Consider the following 15,176-nt stretch of genomic DNA (forward strand, 5'->3'; position numbering starts at 1 on the left):
GACGCGTTGTGCTATGTGGGGGCGCTTGTCATGCGGAAGCTGGTTTGGCTGGCCTTGCTGCTGGCCGCTATCGTGGTGCCGTTGGGCGCCTATGTCCGATTGTCCCATGCCGGCCTCGGCTGTCCCGATTGGCCCGGCTGCTATGGCCAGTTGTCGCCGTCGCATGCGGCCGGCCCGATCCAGCAGGCCCAGGCATTGGCGCCGGACGGCCCGGTCAGCCCCGGCAAGGCCTGGCGCGAGATGTTGCACCGTTATCTGGCAGGCAGCCTGGGGCTGCTGATCGCCCTGATCGCCTGGCGGGCGTGGCGGGAGCGGCGGCAGCGCCTGCCGGCCAGCCTGCTGCTGCTGGCGCTGCTGATGCAAGGCCTGCTGGGCATGCTGACCGTCACCCTATTGTTGAAACCGGCGATCGTGACATCCCATCTGCTGGGCGGCATGTGCGTATTGCAAATTCTGGCCTGGATGGCGCTGGCTCCCGGACTGGCCGCGGTTTCCGCGCCGCCGCTGCTGCACCGGCTGTCCGGCCTGCTGGTGTCGGCATTGGTGCTGCAACTGGCGCTGGGCGGCTGGGTGTCCAGCAATTACGCGGCGCTGGCCTGCCAGGGCTTTCCCGGCTGCAATGGCGACGCCTGGCCGGCCCTGCGTTTCGACCACGCTTTCCATCTGCTGCGCGAGCTTGGCGAGGCGCCGGACGGCAGCCTGCTGGATTTCGCCAGCCTGGTGACCATACATTGGCTGCACCGCTTGGGCGCGCTGGCGGTATCCTTGCTGCTGCTGTCGGTGCTGGCGCAGGGCTGGCGATTGCCGGCACTGAGGCGGCACCTGGCGTGTCTGGGCGCAGCCTGGTTACTGCAACTGGGGCTGGGCATCGCCAATGTGCTGTGGCAGCTGCCTTTGCCGCTGGCGGTGGCGCACAATGCCGGCGCGGCGCTGTTGGTGATGGCCGCGCTGTTGTTGCTGTCGCGCTTGCGGACCTGGGCGCCGGTCGCGCGGCGCGCGTCTGCCGCCGTCGCGGGAATGATCAGACCGGGAGAGGGCCGATGAGCGAACTGAGTTTGCCGCAGTGGCGGCAGCATGCGCAGGCCTTGTGGCAGTTGTCCAAGCCGCGGGTGGTGGCGTTGATCGTGTTCTGCGCGGTGATCGGCATGTTTTTGGCCAGTCCCGGGCAGCCGGATGCCGCCGTGGTGGTGCCGGCCACGCTGGGCATCGGGTTGGTGGCGGGGGCCGCGGCGATGATCAATTGCCTGGTGGAGCGCGGCATCGATGCCCGCATGCGCCGCACCGCTCGGCGCGCCACCGCCACCGGCGAAGTGGGCGGCCTGGAGACGCTGCTGGTGGCGCTGGCCCTGGGCGGCATGGGCCTGTTTCTGCTGTTCGTCGGCTGCAACGCGTTGACGGCCTGGCTGACGCTGGCCACTTTCGTCGGCTACGCCATCGTCTACACCTTGCTGCTCAAGCCCAATACCCCGCAGAACATCGTGATCGGCGGCGCCAGCGGCGCCATGCCGCCGGTGCTGGGCTGGGCGGCGGTCAGCGGCGAGATCAGCGCCTTCGCGCTGGTGTTGTTCCTGATCATCTACGCCTGGACGCCGCCGCACTTCTGGGCGCTGGCGCTTTACCGCCGCGACGACTACGCCCGCGCCGGACTGCCGATGCTGCCGGTCACCCATGGCCAGCGCTTCACCACGCTGTCCATCGTGCTGTACACCCTGCTGCTGACGGCGATCACGCTGCTGCCAGTGGCTTTGGGTGAGGCGGGCTGGATTTACATGGCGGTGGTATTGCTGCTGGACGGCAGGATGCTGTTCCTTGCTGTCAGCCTGCATCGCCAGTATGCTGACGCTCTGGCGCGCCGCACGTTTGGCTGGTCGATCTGGTATCTGACCTGCCTGTTTGCGGCCTTACTGATTGATCACTACTGTCTGATACCCCTCACCTGATGTCCAAAATCCTGCAGATGCTGTTTGGCCTGCTGATGGCTTTCGCGCTGTCGGCCTGTGCGCCGCCTACCGTCAACTTCAAGGGCACGGCGCTCGACGACGATTCCATGGGCGGCAATTTCACGCTGACCGACTTCAACGGCCAGCCGCGCAGCCTGGAGTCCTTCCGCGGCAAGGTGGTGGCGCTGTTTTTCGGCTATACCAATTGTCCCGACGTATGCCCGACCACCATGCTGGAGTACGCAGCGGTGATGAAGCAACTGGGCGCGGATGCGGACAAGGTGCAGGTGTTGTTCGTCAGCGTCGATCCCGAGCGCGATACGCCCAGAGTGCTGGCCGGCTATGTGCCGCATTTCGACAAGCGTTTCATCGGCCTGACCGGCACGGTCGAACAGATCGAAAAAGTGAAGAAACAATACAAGGTGGTGGCGCAGAAGGTGCCGACGCCCGGCGGAGGCTACAGCGTGGACCATAGCGCAGGGTCTTATCTGCTGGACCGGGATGGCAAGCTCAGGGTGTTCCAGTCTTATGGCACACCGGCGGCCAACCTTGCTTATGATATCAAGCAGTTGATACGCTAAACTTGGCGTATCACTCTCATTCGCAGACATGAAGGTCGGAACATCGTGAGCAACGAAATCTCCCCTGGCAGTCCGACAAACCCGCATCAACCGCTGGATCTGGCCCGGTTCACCCTGGCCGCGCCGGCGGAAATCGCCCAGCACCTGGCGAATATCGCCAAGCATGGCCATATGGTGACGGTTTTTGCCAACAAGGGGAAAAACTTCATCCTGACGCGCCTGCTCAGTGTCGACTATCAGGCCGGGCAGTTCACGTTCGACTGGGGCGCGGAGGAGGAAACCAATGCCCAGGTGCTGAACAGCGAGCGCAATGTGTTCGTCTGTTCGCCGGAAGGGGTGAAGACCCAGTTCGTTACCGGACAGGTGAGCAAGGTGATGCTGGAGGGCCGCCCAGCCTTCCTCTGCGAACTGCCGGAGCAGGTGATCAAGCTGCAGCGGCGCGAGTTCTTCCGCATCCAGACGCCGCTTGGCACGCCGATCTTCTGCCATGTCGCCGATTTCAACCAGCGCGAGATAGATCTGGCGTTGTTCGACATCAGCCTGGGCGGCATGAGCCTGTGGCTGCCGGCGGTGGACTCCCCCGGCTTCGACATCGGCCAGCAGTACCGCCAGTGCACGATAGACCTGAAACCGTTCGGCATGCTCAAGCTGGGCATAGAGGTGCGCCACCGTCTGACCGCGCACATGCGCAACGGCAACGAGGCGATGCGAATAGGCTGCTCCTATCTCAACCTCACCCCGGCGATGGAAACGCTGATCCAGCGTTATGTCGGCTTCCTGGAGCGCGAGCGCCGCGCTCTGGTCGGCTGACCCGCAAGACCCACCATAACTTTTTCGTAGTAGAAACATCATGAAGCTGACCATTGCCCTGTCCAAGGGCCGCATCTTTGAAGAAACGCTGCCCTTGCTGGCGGTTGCCGGCATCGTGCCGGCGGAAAATCCGGAATCCTCGCGCAAGCTGATCATCGGCACCAATCATCCCGAGGTGCAGCTGGTGATCGTGCGCGCGTCTGACGTGCCCACCTATGTGCAATACGGCGCGGCCGATCTGGGGATCGCCGGCCGCGACGTGCTGATCGAGCACGGCGGCGCCGGTCTGTATCAGCCGCTGGACCTCAACATCGCCAAGTGCAAGATGATGGTGGCGGTGCAGGAAGGCTTCGACTACGACGCGGCGGTGCGCCACGGCGCGCGGCTGAAGATCGCCACCAAGTATCCGCAGATCGCGCGCGAGCACTTCGCCAAGAAGGGCGTGCACGTCGACATCATCAAGCTGTACGGCTCGATGGAGCTGGCGCCGCTGGTCGGCCTGGCCGACGCCATCGTCGACCTGGTGTCCACCGGCGGCACCTTGCGCGCCAACAAGCTGGCCGCGGTGGAGCACATCATCGACATCAGCTCGCGGCTGGTGGTGAACCAGGCGGCGTTGAAGCTGAAATACGACGCGATCCAGCCGGTGCTGGACGCCTTCGCCGGCGCTGTGCCGGCCTGATCATCCGCCTGAATCGCAGGCGACACCGGTCAACCGAAACCACGCGGCCGGCGTTGGCCCTTGTTCAGGCTCCAAGCATCAGAGAATCATCATGTTGAAACTGTCTTCCTCCCAGCCCGATTTCGCCGAGCGCCTCAAGGCGTTGCTGGCGTTCGAAACCGCACAGGATCCGGCGGTGGACGCCGCGGTGGCGGCGATCTGCGCCGATGTGCAGCGGCGCGGCGACGCGGCGCTGGTCGAGTACACCAACCGTTTCGACCGCATGCAGGCTGCCGGCATGGCCGACCTGACGCTCAGCCGCGCCGAATTGGAAGCCGCGTTCAAGCGGCTGCCGGACGCGGTGCGCAACGCGCTGACCGCCGCCGCCGAGCGGGTGCGCCGCTACCATGAAAAGCAGCTGGCGCATTCCTGGAGCTATGAGGACGAGGACGGCACGCTATTGGGCCAGCAGGTGACGCCGCTGGACCGCGTCGGCATCTACGTGCCGGGAGGCAAGGCCTCCTATCCCAGTTCGGTGCTGATGAACGCGCTGCCGGCCAAGGTGGCCGGCGTAGCCGAAATCATCATGGTGGTGCCGACTCCGGGCGGCGAGCGCAACGATCTGGTGCTGGCCGCGGCTTATATCGCAGGAGTAGACAAGGTGTTCACCTGCGGCGGCGCCCAGGCCGTGGCCGCGTTGGCCTATGGCACCGAAACCATTCCACAGGTGGACAAGATCACCGGCCCGGGCAACGCCTACGTCGCCGCAGCCAAGCGCCGCGTGTTCGGCGTGGTGGGCATAGACATGGTAGCCGGCCCGTCGGAAATCCTAGTGCTCTGCGACGGCGACACGCCGCCAGACTGGGTGGCGATGGACCTGTTCAGCCAGGCCGAGCACGACGAGATCGCCCAGGCCATCCTGCTGTGCCCGTCGGCCGACTACATCGCCAGGGTGGAAGAGAGCATAGCCCGCCTGCTGCCGCAGATGCCGCGCCGCGCCATCATCGAAGCCAGCCTCGGCAACCGCGGCGCGCTGATCGCGGTGAAGGACCTGGCCGAGGCCTGCGAAATCTCCAATTACATCGCGCCGGAACACCTGGAGCTGTCGGTGGCGGATCCGGACGCGCTGCTGGGGCAATTGCGCCACGCCGGCGCCATCTTCATGGGCCGCTTCACCTCGGAGAGCCTGGGCGACTATTGCGCCGGGCCCAACCACGTGCTGCCCACCAGCCGCACCGCGCGCTTCGCCAGCCCGCTGGGCGTGTACGACTTCCAGAAGCGCAGCAGCCTGATCCGCGTGTCGCAGGCCGGCGCGCAGAAGCTGGGCCGCATCGCCAGCATCCTGGCGCACGGCGAGGGCCTGACCGCCCACGCCCGCGCCGCCGAACTGCGGCTGGACGATTGAAGCGCAACGGTTTCGTCCGCGCCGGACACGGCGCGGACGGCTAGAGCGACGGGCCGGTAGCCCGCCGCAGTTGAACGCGGTACGATGAAGCCGCTGCCCGCAACGCGGGCGTACCCATCGCCACACCGCCGCAAGGCCAGATCATGACGACGAAACTTGCAGTCCGACAACTCGTGCGCGAGGAAATCACCGCCATCGGCGCCTACCCGGTGGCCGACGCCAGCGGCTACATCAAGCTGGACGCGATGGAAAACCCGTGGCCGCTGCCGCTGGAGCTGCAGCACGAGCTGGCGGTGGAACTGGCCCAGGTGGCGCTCAACCGCTATCCCGACCCCAATGGCGGCGGGCTGAAGGAGCAACTGCGCCAGGCATTCGCCATTCCGGCCGCGGCCGACATCCTCTTGGGCAACGGCTCGGACGAGCTGATCACGCTGATCACCCAGGCGCTGGCGCGCCCGGGCGCCAAGTTATTGGCGCTGGAGCCGTCGTTCGTGATGTACAAGATGAACGCGCTGCTCTCCGGCCTGCAGTACGTCGGCGTGCCCTTGAGGGAAGATTTCACGCTGGATCTGCCCCTGTTGCTGGCGGCGATAGCGCGCGAGCAGCCGGCCGTGGTGTTCGTCTCCTATCCCAACAATCCCACCGGGCCGCGTTACGCGCGCGAAGAGGTGCTGGCGGTATGCCGCGCCGCGCCGGGGCTGGTGGTGGTGGACGAGGCCTACCAGAGCTTCGCCGACGACAGCTTGATGGATTTGGCCGGCGAGCTGGATAATCTTCTGGTGATGCGCACGCTGTCCAAGCTGGGCCTGGCCGGCATCCGCCTGGGCTACGCCGCCGCCAGCCCGGCCTGGATCAATGAGCTCAACAAGGTGCGCCCACCGTACAACGTCAATGTGCTGACGCTGGCCGCCGCCGGCTTTGCCTTGCGTCATCTGGACGTATTCAATCGCCAGGCGGCGGAATTGCGCGCGGAACGCGGCCGTTTGTTCGCCGAGCTGTCGTGCCTGCCTTTGGTGCGCGCCTTCCCGTCACAAGCCAATTTCATCACCATCAGGGTACCGGACGCGCCGGCGTTGTATCAGCACATCAAGCAGCGCGGCATCCTGATCAAGCAGCTGCACGGCAGCCATCCATTGCTGGCCAACTGCTTGCGCCTGACCGTGGGCAGCCCGGACGACAATGCCGCGCTGCTGTCCGCCATTCAACGTTTTTTCGCCTGAATCATGAGAACCGCCACCGTCACCCGCAATACGCTGGAAACCCAGATCACCGTCAGCCTCAACCTGGACGGCACCGGCGTCGGCCGCTTTGAAACCGGCGTGCCCTTCCTGGACCACATGATGGACCAGATCGCCCGCCACGGCCTGATCGACCTCGACGTCAAGGCCGTCGGCGACCTGCACATCGACGCCCACCACACGGTGGAAGACATCGGCATCACCCTGGGCCAGGCCTTTGCCAAGGCGATAGGCGACAAGAAGGGCATCCGCCGCTACGGCCACGCCTATGTGCCGCTGGACGAGGCGCTGAGCCGGGTGGTGATAGACTTGTCGGGTCGCCCGGGCATGGTTTACAACGTCGAATACACCCGCGCCAGCATCGGCCAGTTCGATGTCGACCTGTTCTCGGAGTTTTTCCACGGCTTCGTCAACCACAGCATGACCACGCTGCATATCGACAATCTGCGCGGCCACAACAGCCACCACCAAGCCGAGACCATCTTCAAGGCCTTCGGCCGCGCGCTGCGGATGGCCTGCGAGGCCGACGAGCGGATGGCGGGTATCACGCCGTCGACCAAGGGAACCTTGTCGGCATGAAAGTCGCGGTCATCGATTACGGCATGGGCAATCTGCATTCGGTGCTGAAGTCCCTGCAAGCCGTCAATGAAAACGGCGCCGACATTTTCCTTAGCAGCGACCCGCACGCCATCGTCAAGGCTGATAAAGTGGTGTTTCCCGGCCAGGGCGCGATGCCGGACTGCATGCGCGAACTAAACCGCCACGGCCTGGCCGACGCGGTGCGTGAAACCACGCAGAGCAAGCCTTTTTTTGGTATCTGCGTCGGCGCGCAGCTATTGTTCGAGCATAGCGAGGAGGGCGATACCGCCGGCCTGGGCCTGTTTCCGGGCAAGGTTGTGCGCTTCGCCGACGATCTGGTCGCCGGCGGCGAGCGCCTGAAGGTGCCGCACATGGGATGGAACCAGGTCTACCAGGCCAGCGCCCATCCGCTGTTCGCCGGCATCGAGGACGGCGAGCGCTTCTATTTTGTGCATAGTTACCACTTTGCGCCCGGCGATGCGTCGCTGACCCTGGCGGAAAGTGATTACCCCGAGCGTTTTTCCTGTATCGTCGGGCGTGGCAATATTTTCGCCACGCAGTTTCACACCGAAAAGAGCCACCGGGCCGGACTTCAGATGATGAAGAATTTCCTCGCCTGGGACGGCAGTCTTTAACTTACGTTTGATTTAGCACCATGCTGCTGATACCCGCGATAGACCTGAAAGACGGTCAATGCGTACGCCTGAAACAGGGCGTGATGGACGACGCCACCATCTTCTCCGACGACCCGGTCAAGGTTGCCGCCCACTGGCGCGACCAGGGCGCGCGGCGCCTGCATTTGGTCGACCTGAACGGCGCCTTCGCCGGCAAGCCCAAGAACCTGTCGGTGATCCGCGACATTCTGGGCGAAGTCGGCGAGGACATGCCGGTGCAGCTGGGCGGCGGCATCCGCGACCTGGACACCATCGAGGCCTACCTCGACATGGGCCTGTCCTATGTGATCATCGGCACCGCCGCCGTCAAGACCCCGGGCTTCCTGCACGACGCCTGCGACGCCTTCCCCGGCCAGGTGATAGTCGGCCTGGACGCCAAGGACGGCATGGTGGCGATCGATGGCTGGGCCAAGATCACCAACCATAACGTCATCGACCTGGCCAAGCGCTTCCAGGATTACGGCGTCAACTCGGTGATCTACACCGACATCGGCCGCGACGGCATGATGAACGGCGTCAATATCGAAGCCACCGTCAAGCTGGCGCAGGCGCTGACCATTCCGGTGATCGCCTCCGGCGGCCTGACCAACCTCGACGACATCCGCGCGCTGTGCGCGGTGGAGGACGAGGGCATCGAGGGCGCCATCACCGGCCGCGCGATCTACGAAGGCAGCATCGATTTCGCCGCCGCCCAGACGCTGGCGGACGAGCTGGCCGAATAACCACGGCTGAAGGCGGCGCGCAGCCGGCTGCCGGGTTCGCACCTGAGGCTTGGCTGTGCGCCGCCGGTTTCTGGACACACACATGCTTGCCAAACGCATCATCCCCTGCCTGGACGTGACCGCCGGCCGCGTGGTCAAGGGCGTCAATTTCGTCGGCCTGCGCGATGCCGGCGACCCGGTCGAAATCGCCCGCCGCTACAACGAGCAGGGCGCCGACGAACTGACTTTCCTCGACATCACCGCCAGCGTTGACCAGCGCGACATCATCCTGGACGTTATCGAGGCGGTGGCCGACCAGGTGTTCATCCCGCTGACGGTAGGCGGCGGCGTGCGCACGCTGGCCGACATCCGCCGCCTGCTCAACGCCGGCGCCGACAAGGTCAGCATCAACACCGCCGCCGTGACCCACCCGGAATTCGTGCAGCAGGCTGCCGACCATTTCGGCAACCAGTGCATCGTGGTGGCGCTGGACGCCAAGGCGGTGACGCCGGAAAACGACCGCTGGGAAGTGTTCACCCACGGCGGCCGCAACCGCACCGGCCTGGACCCGGTGGCGTGGGCGCGCAAGATGCAGGCGCTGGGCGCCGGCGAAATCCTGCTTACCAGCATGGACCGCGACGGCACCAAGGCCGGCTTCAACCTGCCGCTGACGCGCGCGGTGTCCGACGCGGTAGGCATTCCAGTGATCGCCTCCGGCGGCGTCGGCAATCTGCAGCACCTGGTGGACGGCGTGGTGGAAGGCCATGCCGACGCGGTGTTGGCCGCCAGCATCTTCCATTTTGGCGAATACACGGTGGGCGAAGCCAAGCAGGCGATGCGCGCCGCCGGCATCGAGGTGAGGCTATGAGCTGGCTGGACGAAGTGAAGTGGGACGACAAGGGCCTGGTCACCGCCATCGCCCAGGATGCGGCCGGCGGCCGCGTGCTGATGGTGGCGTGGATGAACCGCGAAAGCCTGCAGCTGACCGCCGATACCGGGATTGCCCATTATTTCAGCCGCTCGCGGCAGAAACTGTGGAAAAAGGGCGAGGAGTCCGGCCACCTGCAAACCGTCAAGGAGCTGCGGCTGGATTGCGACGGCGACGTCATCGTGATGCAGATAGAACAAATCGGCGGCATCGCCTGTCACACGGGGCGGGAGAGCTGCTTTTACCGCAAATTCGACAACGGCGGCTGGGTGACGGTGGATGCGGTGCTGAAAGACCCGCAGCAGATCTACCAGGCCTGAGTTGCCGCCGCTCAACGTCGCCCGCGCCGGAAGGAGTACAATGCCAGTCCGGGCCGGCATGTTATCAAAATGCCATGCCAGGGCCGCATACTCGCCGGATGACGGGCGCAAAGGATATGAATATGACGCCGGATGTGCTGAAAAACATCGCTGACACGCTGGAAGCCCGGCGCGAGGCCAGTTCCGAGTCCTCCTACGTGGCGTCCCTGTTCCGCAAGGGCGAAGACGCCATCCTGAAGAAGGTGGCGGAAGAGGCGGCGGAAACGCTGATGGCCTCCAAGGACAAGGACAAGCTGCACCTGGTGCGCGAAGTGGCCGATTTATGGTTCCACACCATGGTGCTGTTGACATATCATGGCCTGCGCCCCGAGGACGTGATAATGGAGCTGCACCGCCGCGAAGGCATTTCCGGCCTGGACGAGAAAGCCTCGCGCAAACCTTCTGCCTGATTACGGAAAAAAAATGAGCGATTGCCTTTTCTGCAAGATCGTGGCGGGCCAGATTCCCGCCAACAAGGTGTACGAAGACGACGACGTGCTGGCTTTTCACGACATCCGTCCGATCGCGCCGGTGCATTTCATGATCATTCCCAAGCTGCACGTCGATTCGCTGGCCCATTGCGGCCCGGAGCACGAGGCGCTGCTGGGCCGGATCCTGACGCTGGCGCCCAGGCTGGCGCGCGAGCAGGGCCTGGAGGCCGGCTTCAAGACCGGCATCAATACCGGCCGCGGCGGCGGCCAGGAAGTGTTCCACCTGCACGTGCACGTATTCGGCCACAAGGGCTGATCGCGACGCGTGGCTTCGCGCCGGGCCGCAGTCCGGCGCCTGTTTCTTGAAAAGGAAGAGTCACAATGGGTTCTCTCAGCATCTGGCACTGGCTGATCGTGCTGCTGATCGTGGTACTGGTGTTCGGCACCAAGAAGCTGCCCAACATCGGCAAGGATCTGGGCAATGCGGTCAAGGGCTTCAAGGAAGGCATGAACGAAGGCGGCAAGGGCGCGGCCCAGCAGCAGCCTCCCGAGCAGACCGGCCGCATCATAGACGGCGAAGCCGACAAGAAATAACCACGGTGACGCGGCGTGCTTGACATCAGCTTTGGCGAATTCATCCTGATAGGCGTGGTGGCGCTGGTGGTGCTCGGGCCGGAGCGCCTGCCGACGGTGGCGCGTACGGTGGGCGCCCTGGTGGCGCGCGCGCAGCGCTTCGTCGCCACGGTGAAGGCGGACATCCACCAGCAGGCCAATCTTGGCGGGCTGGACAGCATACGCCAGGACCTGCAGGACGCCGCCCATACTTTCCGCGGCCAGTTGGAGGCGGAGGTGCAGGAAGTGCGCCAGGCGATGGACAGCCACGCTGCCGAGGCGCGCGCGCTGGCCGAGGAGGCGGCGGAGCCGTTCGACGAGGCCGGGCGCACCATACACCAGAGCCTGCATCCGCAGCCGGAAAGCGCCGCGTCCGCGATGGCGGCGGCGGCCGCGCCGCGCGACGAAAACCAGCTGGACCTGTTCGACGGCACGCCGCATGCCGCGCCGGCTCCCCTCCCACCCACGCACCCGTCCTCCGCGAATGAATGAACAACCGCTGCTCGCGCATCTGATCGAGCTGCGCACCAGGCTGGTGCGCGCCCTATTGGGCATCGCCCTGGTCTTCTTCGGCCTGTTCCACTGGTCGTCCGACATCTACCACCTGCTGGCCAAGCCGCTGCTGGACGCGCTGCCACAAGGCGGCAGCATGATCGCCACCGAAGTCACCTCCACTTTTTTCGTGCCGATGAAGGTCACCATGCTGGTGGCTTTCCTGGTGTCGCTGCCCAACACCTTGTACCAGGTGTGGGCCTTTGTCGCGCCGGGCCTCTACAGCCATGAGAAGAAGCTGGTGGCGCCGCTGGTCGTGGCCAGCCTGCTGCTGTTCCTGCTGGGCATGTCCTTCGCCTATTTCCTGGTGTTTCCGGTGGTGTTCCACTTCATGTCGGCGGTGACGCCGGCCGGGGTGAGCATGATGACCGACATCGACAAATACCTGTCTTTCGTGCTGGGCATGTTCCTGGCCTTCGGCACCACCTTCGAGGTGCCGGTGATCGTGATCCTGCTGACGCGGATGGGCGTGGTGACGGTGGCCAAGCTGCGCGAGGCGCGGCCGTACATGATCGTCGGCGCCTTCGTCGTCGCCGCCATCGTCACGCCACCGGATGTACTGTCGCAGACCATGCTGGCGGTGCCCTTGTGGCTGCTGTTCGAAGTGGGCGTGCTGGCGGCCGCGCTGATGGAGCGAAAGGCGCGCGCGCGCGAACAAGCGGAGTCGGCGCCGTGAACCGCGACGCCTTCCGCCGCGGAGCGGCGGCGGCGCTGATCGCGCTGATCCTGCTGACCCTGGCCTGGGAGCTGTGGCTGGCGCCCTTGCGCCCGGGCGGCTCCTTTCTGGCCTTCAAGGCCTTGCTGCTGCTGCTGCCCTTGCGCGGCATCCTCGTCGGCAGACTCTATACCTATCAGTGGTCCAGCATGTTCATCCTGGCTTTTTTCAGCGAAGGCGTGATGCGAGGCTGGGCTGACAGCGGCTTGGCGCGGCAGATTGCCTTGGGTGAAATTCTACTTAGTACACTATTCTTTATCTGTGTATTGGGATTTGCCAGGAGCTTCAAGCGTCGCGTTTGACCTGAGCGCGCAGAGATATCCGACCGGCGGCCCATGCCGCCGGTTTTTTTTTGAGGTTTTTGATACTGCATTGACGTGAATTCAACCGTTGGGGATGTTGTAACTGGTTTGTAATGTCAGTCGTCAACTAGAATCGCAGCACTAAAACGGATCGGGCTCAGCCCGGCCAGATTCAATCTCATCGGGTATGGGGAAATACCATGCGGAATTTGTCTATCGCGGCCAGGATCACCCTGGGTTTCGGCTTGTTGCTTGCGGCTCTGATTTGCACCGGCTTGCTGACTCAGCTCGGGCTGAGCAAGATTTCCAAACGGGTGGAGGAGGTCAGCTCGCACGACCTGGTGTTCTACACCGACATCGTCCAGTTGCAGCGCGCCATGGGCAATCTGCGGCGCTTCGAAAAAGACTACTTCATCAATATCGCCGACGACGCCAAGCGCGCCGACTACATGGGCAAATGGAAGGGCGCCCAAGCCGACGCGCAAAAGGCGATCCAGCAGGCGGGCAGCCATCCGCTCAATGACGATGCCTCTCAGCAGCTCGCCAAGCTGTCCACGCTGCTGGCCGGCTATGCCGACGGCGTCGGCAAGGTGTCCGGCATGGTGGAGGGCAAGCGGGTCACCGCCACCGCCGACGCCAACAAGATGCTGGAGCAGTACAAGGACAATATCCACCAGATGGAAGGCGTCAGCGAGGGCCTGGGCAAGGTGGCCGCCGACGCGGTGGGCCAACTGGACGACCAGATCGACGCCACCGCCGCCGGGGTGCGCAATCAGCTGCTGACGGAAATCGTCATCGCGCTGCTGGCCGGCATCCTGGTGGCATGGTTCATCATCGCCTCGATCCGCCAGCCGCTGCTGCAGATGCGCGACGCCAGCCACGAGCTGGCCGACCAGCGCAACCTCAAGCTGCAGCTGCCCGATTTCGGCCAGAACGAGCTGGGCAATGTCGCGGGATCGCTGACCAAGCTGGTGGACACGGTGCGCGCGGTGGTGGTGGAGTCGCAAGGCCACTCCACCAGCCTGGCCAAGGCGGCCAACCAGCTGAGCAATGTCAGCGAGCACGTGTCGTCGGCGTCGGCCCATCAATCGGAGGCGGCCTCCAGCGGCGCGGCGGCGATCGAGCAGATGTCGGTCAGCATCAATCTGGTGGCCGACAGCACCCAGGACGTCGAGCGCCAGGCGCGCTTGACCATGGAGCAGGCGACGGCCGGCAACGAGCTGGCGCAGAAGGCGGCCGGCGAAATCCGCCAGATCGCCAGCAGCATCACCGAGACCGCCGCCGTGATGGAAGGCCTCAACCAGCGTTCCGCCGATATCGGCGACATCGTGCGGGTGATCCACGACATCGCCGACCAGACCAATCTGCTGGCGCTGAACGCGGCGATCGAGGCGGCGCGCGCCGGCGAAATGGGCCGCGGCTTCGCGGTGGTGGCGGACGAGGTGCGCAAGCTGGCCGAGCGCACCAGCCAGGCCACCACTGAAATCTCCAGCCATATCGACGGCGTGCTGGCCGATACCCAGCGCGCCTACCAGAGTATGCAGCAGGCCAACAACCGCACCGAGAGCGGGGTGGTCAGCGCTTCCAGCGTGGCCGACGCGTTGCAGCAGATCCGCGATCTGGCCGGACAGTCGGTGGAGCGCATCAGCGACATTTCCAGCGCCATCAAGGAGCAGAGCCTGGCCAGCCAGCTGGTCGCCCGCAATGTCGAGCAGATTGCGCAGATGAACGGCCAGACCACCCAGGCGGCCAACGAGGCCAGCACGCTGGCGTCCGAGCTGCAATCGCTGTCGCACGAGTTGGACGGCTGCCTGCAGCGTTTCCGCACCTGAACACAGACGGAAGACGCGTAAAACGAACGCCCCGGCCGGATGCCGGGGCTTTTCATTGATCAGGCGGTCATTGCAACGCCAGCGCTGCCAGCGTGTTGGCGCGCAGCGCCCGTCGCAGCTCGCCTTGTTCGATGCCGCGCAATTCGGCCAACACCTCGACGAAGCGGGCCAGTTGCGCCGGTTCGTTGGGCACGTCCTGCGCGTATTCCGGGCGGATGTCCGGCGCGTCGGTTTCCAGCACCAGGCTTGCCAGTGGCAGCGCGGCCGCCAGCGCGCGGATGCGGCGCGAGCCGCTGTAGGTCATCGCGCCGCCGAAGCCCAGCCTGAAGCCCTGGCGGATGAAGGCCTGCGCCTGCTGTTCGCTGCCGTTGAAGGCGTGGGCGATGCCGCCTTCCACTTTCTGCTCGCGCAAATGCTTGAGCACCCGGTCGGCCGAGCGGCGCACATGCAGCACTACCGGCAGGCCGTGCTTGCGCGCCAGTTTCAGCTGCTCCGCCAGCAGGGCCTCCTGCTGCGCCGGGTCCAGCTGGGGCAGGTAGAAGTCCAGGCCGATTTCGCCGACGGCGACCGGCGCATGGGCGGCCAGCGCGGCATCCAGCTGCACCAGGTGGTCGTCCAGATGCCGCTCCAGGTAAATGGGATGCAGGCCGAAGGCGATCCAGCAGCCGTAGCGCTCGCGCATCGCCAGCACCGCGGCGAAATTGTCCGCCGCCACCGCCGGCACCAGCAGCTGGCCGACGCCGGCGGCGCGCGCGCGCGCCACCACGCCGTCCAGATCATGCGCCAGTTCCGGCGCGTCCAGATGGCAGTGGCTGTCTATCAGGCAGCCTGGCGGCGGCAGGGCGTCGAAGCGCAT

Annotated in this window: 20 protein-coding genes; 19 read left to right on the forward strand and 1 reads right to left on the reverse strand. The window is 65.1% G+C overall.

Annotated elements, in window-relative coordinates; all coding sequences use genetic code 11:
• Positions 1–30 precede the first annotated feature (30 nt).
• The 19 genes from BI347_RS02440 to BI347_RS02530 all read left to right on the forward strand — a co-directional run bounded on the left by BI347_RS02440 (position 31) and on the right by BI347_RS02530 (position 14,320).
• Positions 31–1,044 carry a COX15/CtaA family protein gene (locus tag BI347_RS02440; protein ID WP_071111389.1) on the forward strand — a complete coding sequence of 338 codons (1,014 nt, stop codon included), beginning with the start codon at positions 31–33 and terminating at the stop codon, positions 1,042–1,044.
• Positions 1,041–1,940 (forward strand): heme o synthase, encoded by a 900-nt coding sequence (locus BI347_RS02445; RefSeq protein ID WP_071111388.1) that lies wholly within the window; start codon positions 1,041–1,043, stop codon positions 1,938–1,940. Before BI347_RS02440 ends, BI347_RS02445 begins: the two co-directional genes overlap by 4 nt.
• The gene (locus BI347_RS02450; RefSeq protein WP_071111387.1) at positions 1,940–2,521 is read left to right on the forward strand and encodes an SCO family protein; all 582 of its coding nucleotides are present in this window, start codon (positions 1,940–1,942) and stop codon (positions 2,519–2,521) included. The genes BI347_RS02445 and BI347_RS02450 overlap by 1 nt, the downstream gene beginning before the upstream one ends.
• Positions 2,522–2,566: 45 nt before the next feature.
• Entirely contained in the window at positions 2,567–3,331 is a 765-nt protein-coding gene (locus tag BI347_RS02455) for a flagellar brake protein (protein ID WP_239690807.1), read from the forward strand.
• A gap of 40 nt (positions 3,332–3,371) precedes the next feature.
• On the forward strand, positions 3,372–4,013 hold the full coding sequence (gene hisG / locus BI347_RS02460) for an ATP phosphoribosyltransferase (protein ID WP_071115218.1): 642 nt from the start codon (positions 3,372–3,374) through the stop codon (positions 4,011–4,013).
• A gap of 91 nt (positions 4,014–4,104) precedes the next feature.
• Positions 4,105–5,397: a histidinol dehydrogenase gene (hisD, locus tag BI347_RS02465; RefSeq protein WP_071115219.1), complete on the forward strand. Its 1,293-nt coding sequence runs from the start codon at positions 4,105–4,107 to the stop codon at positions 5,395–5,397.
• 143 nt (positions 5,398–5,540) lie between these two features.
• The gene (gene hisC / locus BI347_RS02470) at positions 5,541–6,617 is read left to right on the forward strand and encodes a histidinol-phosphate transaminase (protein ID WP_071115220.1); all 1,077 of its coding nucleotides are present in this window, start codon (positions 5,541–5,543) and stop codon (positions 6,615–6,617) included.
• A 3-nt stretch (positions 6,618–6,620) separates the two neighbouring features.
• A complete protein-coding gene (hisB, locus tag BI347_RS02475; protein ID WP_071111383.1) occupies positions 6,621–7,214 on the forward strand; it encodes an imidazoleglycerol-phosphate dehydratase HisB in 594 nt (197 codons plus the stop codon).
• On the forward strand, positions 7,211–7,849 hold the full coding sequence (gene hisH / locus BI347_RS02480; protein WP_071115221.1) for an imidazole glycerol phosphate synthase subunit HisH: 639 nt from the start codon (positions 7,211–7,213) through the stop codon (positions 7,847–7,849). The genes hisB and hisH overlap by 4 nt, the downstream gene beginning before the upstream one ends.
• Before the next feature lie 20 nt (positions 7,850–7,869).
• Positions 7,870–8,610 carry a 1-(5-phosphoribosyl)-5-[(5-phosphoribosylamino)methylideneamino]imidazole-4-carboxamide isomerase gene (hisA, locus tag BI347_RS02485; RefSeq protein ID WP_071111381.1) on the forward strand — a complete coding sequence of 247 codons (741 nt, stop codon included), beginning with the start codon at positions 7,870–7,872 and terminating at the stop codon, positions 8,608–8,610.
• An 82-nt stretch (positions 8,611–8,692) separates the two neighbouring features.
• Entirely contained in the window at positions 8,693–9,457 is a 765-nt protein-coding gene (hisF, locus tag BI347_RS02490) for an imidazole glycerol phosphate synthase subunit HisF (RefSeq protein ID WP_071111380.1), read from the forward strand.
• Positions 9,454–9,837 (forward strand): phosphoribosyl-AMP cyclohydrolase, encoded by a 384-nt coding sequence (gene hisI / locus BI347_RS02495; RefSeq protein WP_071111379.1) that lies wholly within the window; start codon positions 9,454–9,456, stop codon positions 9,835–9,837. Before hisF ends, hisI begins: the two co-directional genes overlap by 4 nt.
• Before the next feature lie 122 nt (positions 9,838–9,959).
• The gene (locus tag BI347_RS02500; RefSeq protein ID WP_071111378.1) at positions 9,960–10,286 is read left to right on the forward strand and encodes a phosphoribosyl-ATP diphosphatase; all 327 of its coding nucleotides are present in this window, start codon (positions 9,960–9,962) and stop codon (positions 10,284–10,286) included.
• Positions 10,287–10,299: 13 nt separating this feature from the next.
• Positions 10,300–10,623 (forward strand): histidine triad nucleotide-binding protein, encoded by a 324-nt coding sequence (locus BI347_RS02505; RefSeq protein WP_071111377.1) that lies wholly within the window; start codon positions 10,300–10,302, stop codon positions 10,621–10,623.
• Between the two features lie 65 nt (positions 10,624–10,688).
• A complete protein-coding gene (gene tatA, locus BI347_RS02510) occupies positions 10,689–10,901 on the forward strand; it encodes a Sec-independent protein translocase subunit TatA (RefSeq protein WP_071111376.1) in 213 nt (70 codons plus the stop codon).
• 15 nt (positions 10,902–10,916) lie between these two features.
• On the forward strand, positions 10,917–11,411 hold the full coding sequence (tatB, locus tag BI347_RS02515) for a Sec-independent protein translocase protein TatB (RefSeq protein ID WP_071115222.1): 495 nt from the start codon (positions 10,917–10,919) through the stop codon (positions 11,409–11,411).
• Positions 11,404–12,147 carry a twin-arginine translocase subunit TatC gene (gene tatC, locus BI347_RS02520; protein WP_071115223.1) on the forward strand — a complete coding sequence of 248 codons (744 nt, stop codon included), beginning with the start codon at positions 11,404–11,406 and terminating at the stop codon, positions 12,145–12,147. The genes tatB and tatC overlap by 8 nt, the downstream gene beginning before the upstream one ends.
• Positions 12,144–12,488, forward strand: coding sequence for a DUF2069 domain-containing protein (locus tag BI347_RS02525; RefSeq protein ID WP_071111373.1), 345 nt, complete (start codon positions 12,144–12,146; stop codon positions 12,486–12,488). Before tatC ends, BI347_RS02525 begins: the two co-directional genes overlap by 4 nt.
• Before the next feature lie 200 nt (positions 12,489–12,688).
• Positions 12,689–14,320: a methyl-accepting chemotaxis protein gene (locus BI347_RS02530; protein WP_071111372.1), complete on the forward strand. Its 1,632-nt coding sequence runs from the start codon at positions 12,689–12,691 to the stop codon at positions 14,318–14,320.
• 67 nt (positions 14,321–14,387) lie between these two features.
• On the opposite strand, the gene BI347_RS02535 is transcribed toward BI347_RS02530, so the two are convergent.
• A complete protein-coding gene (locus tag BI347_RS02535) occupies positions 14,388–15,176 on the reverse strand; it encodes a TatD family hydrolase (protein ID WP_071111371.1) in 789 nt (262 codons plus the stop codon).

The organism is Chromobacterium sphagni (genome assembly GCF_001855575.1).
GTDB classification, from domain to species: Bacteria; Pseudomonadota; Gammaproteobacteria; order Burkholderiales; family Chromobacteriaceae; genus Chromobacterium; species Chromobacterium sphagni.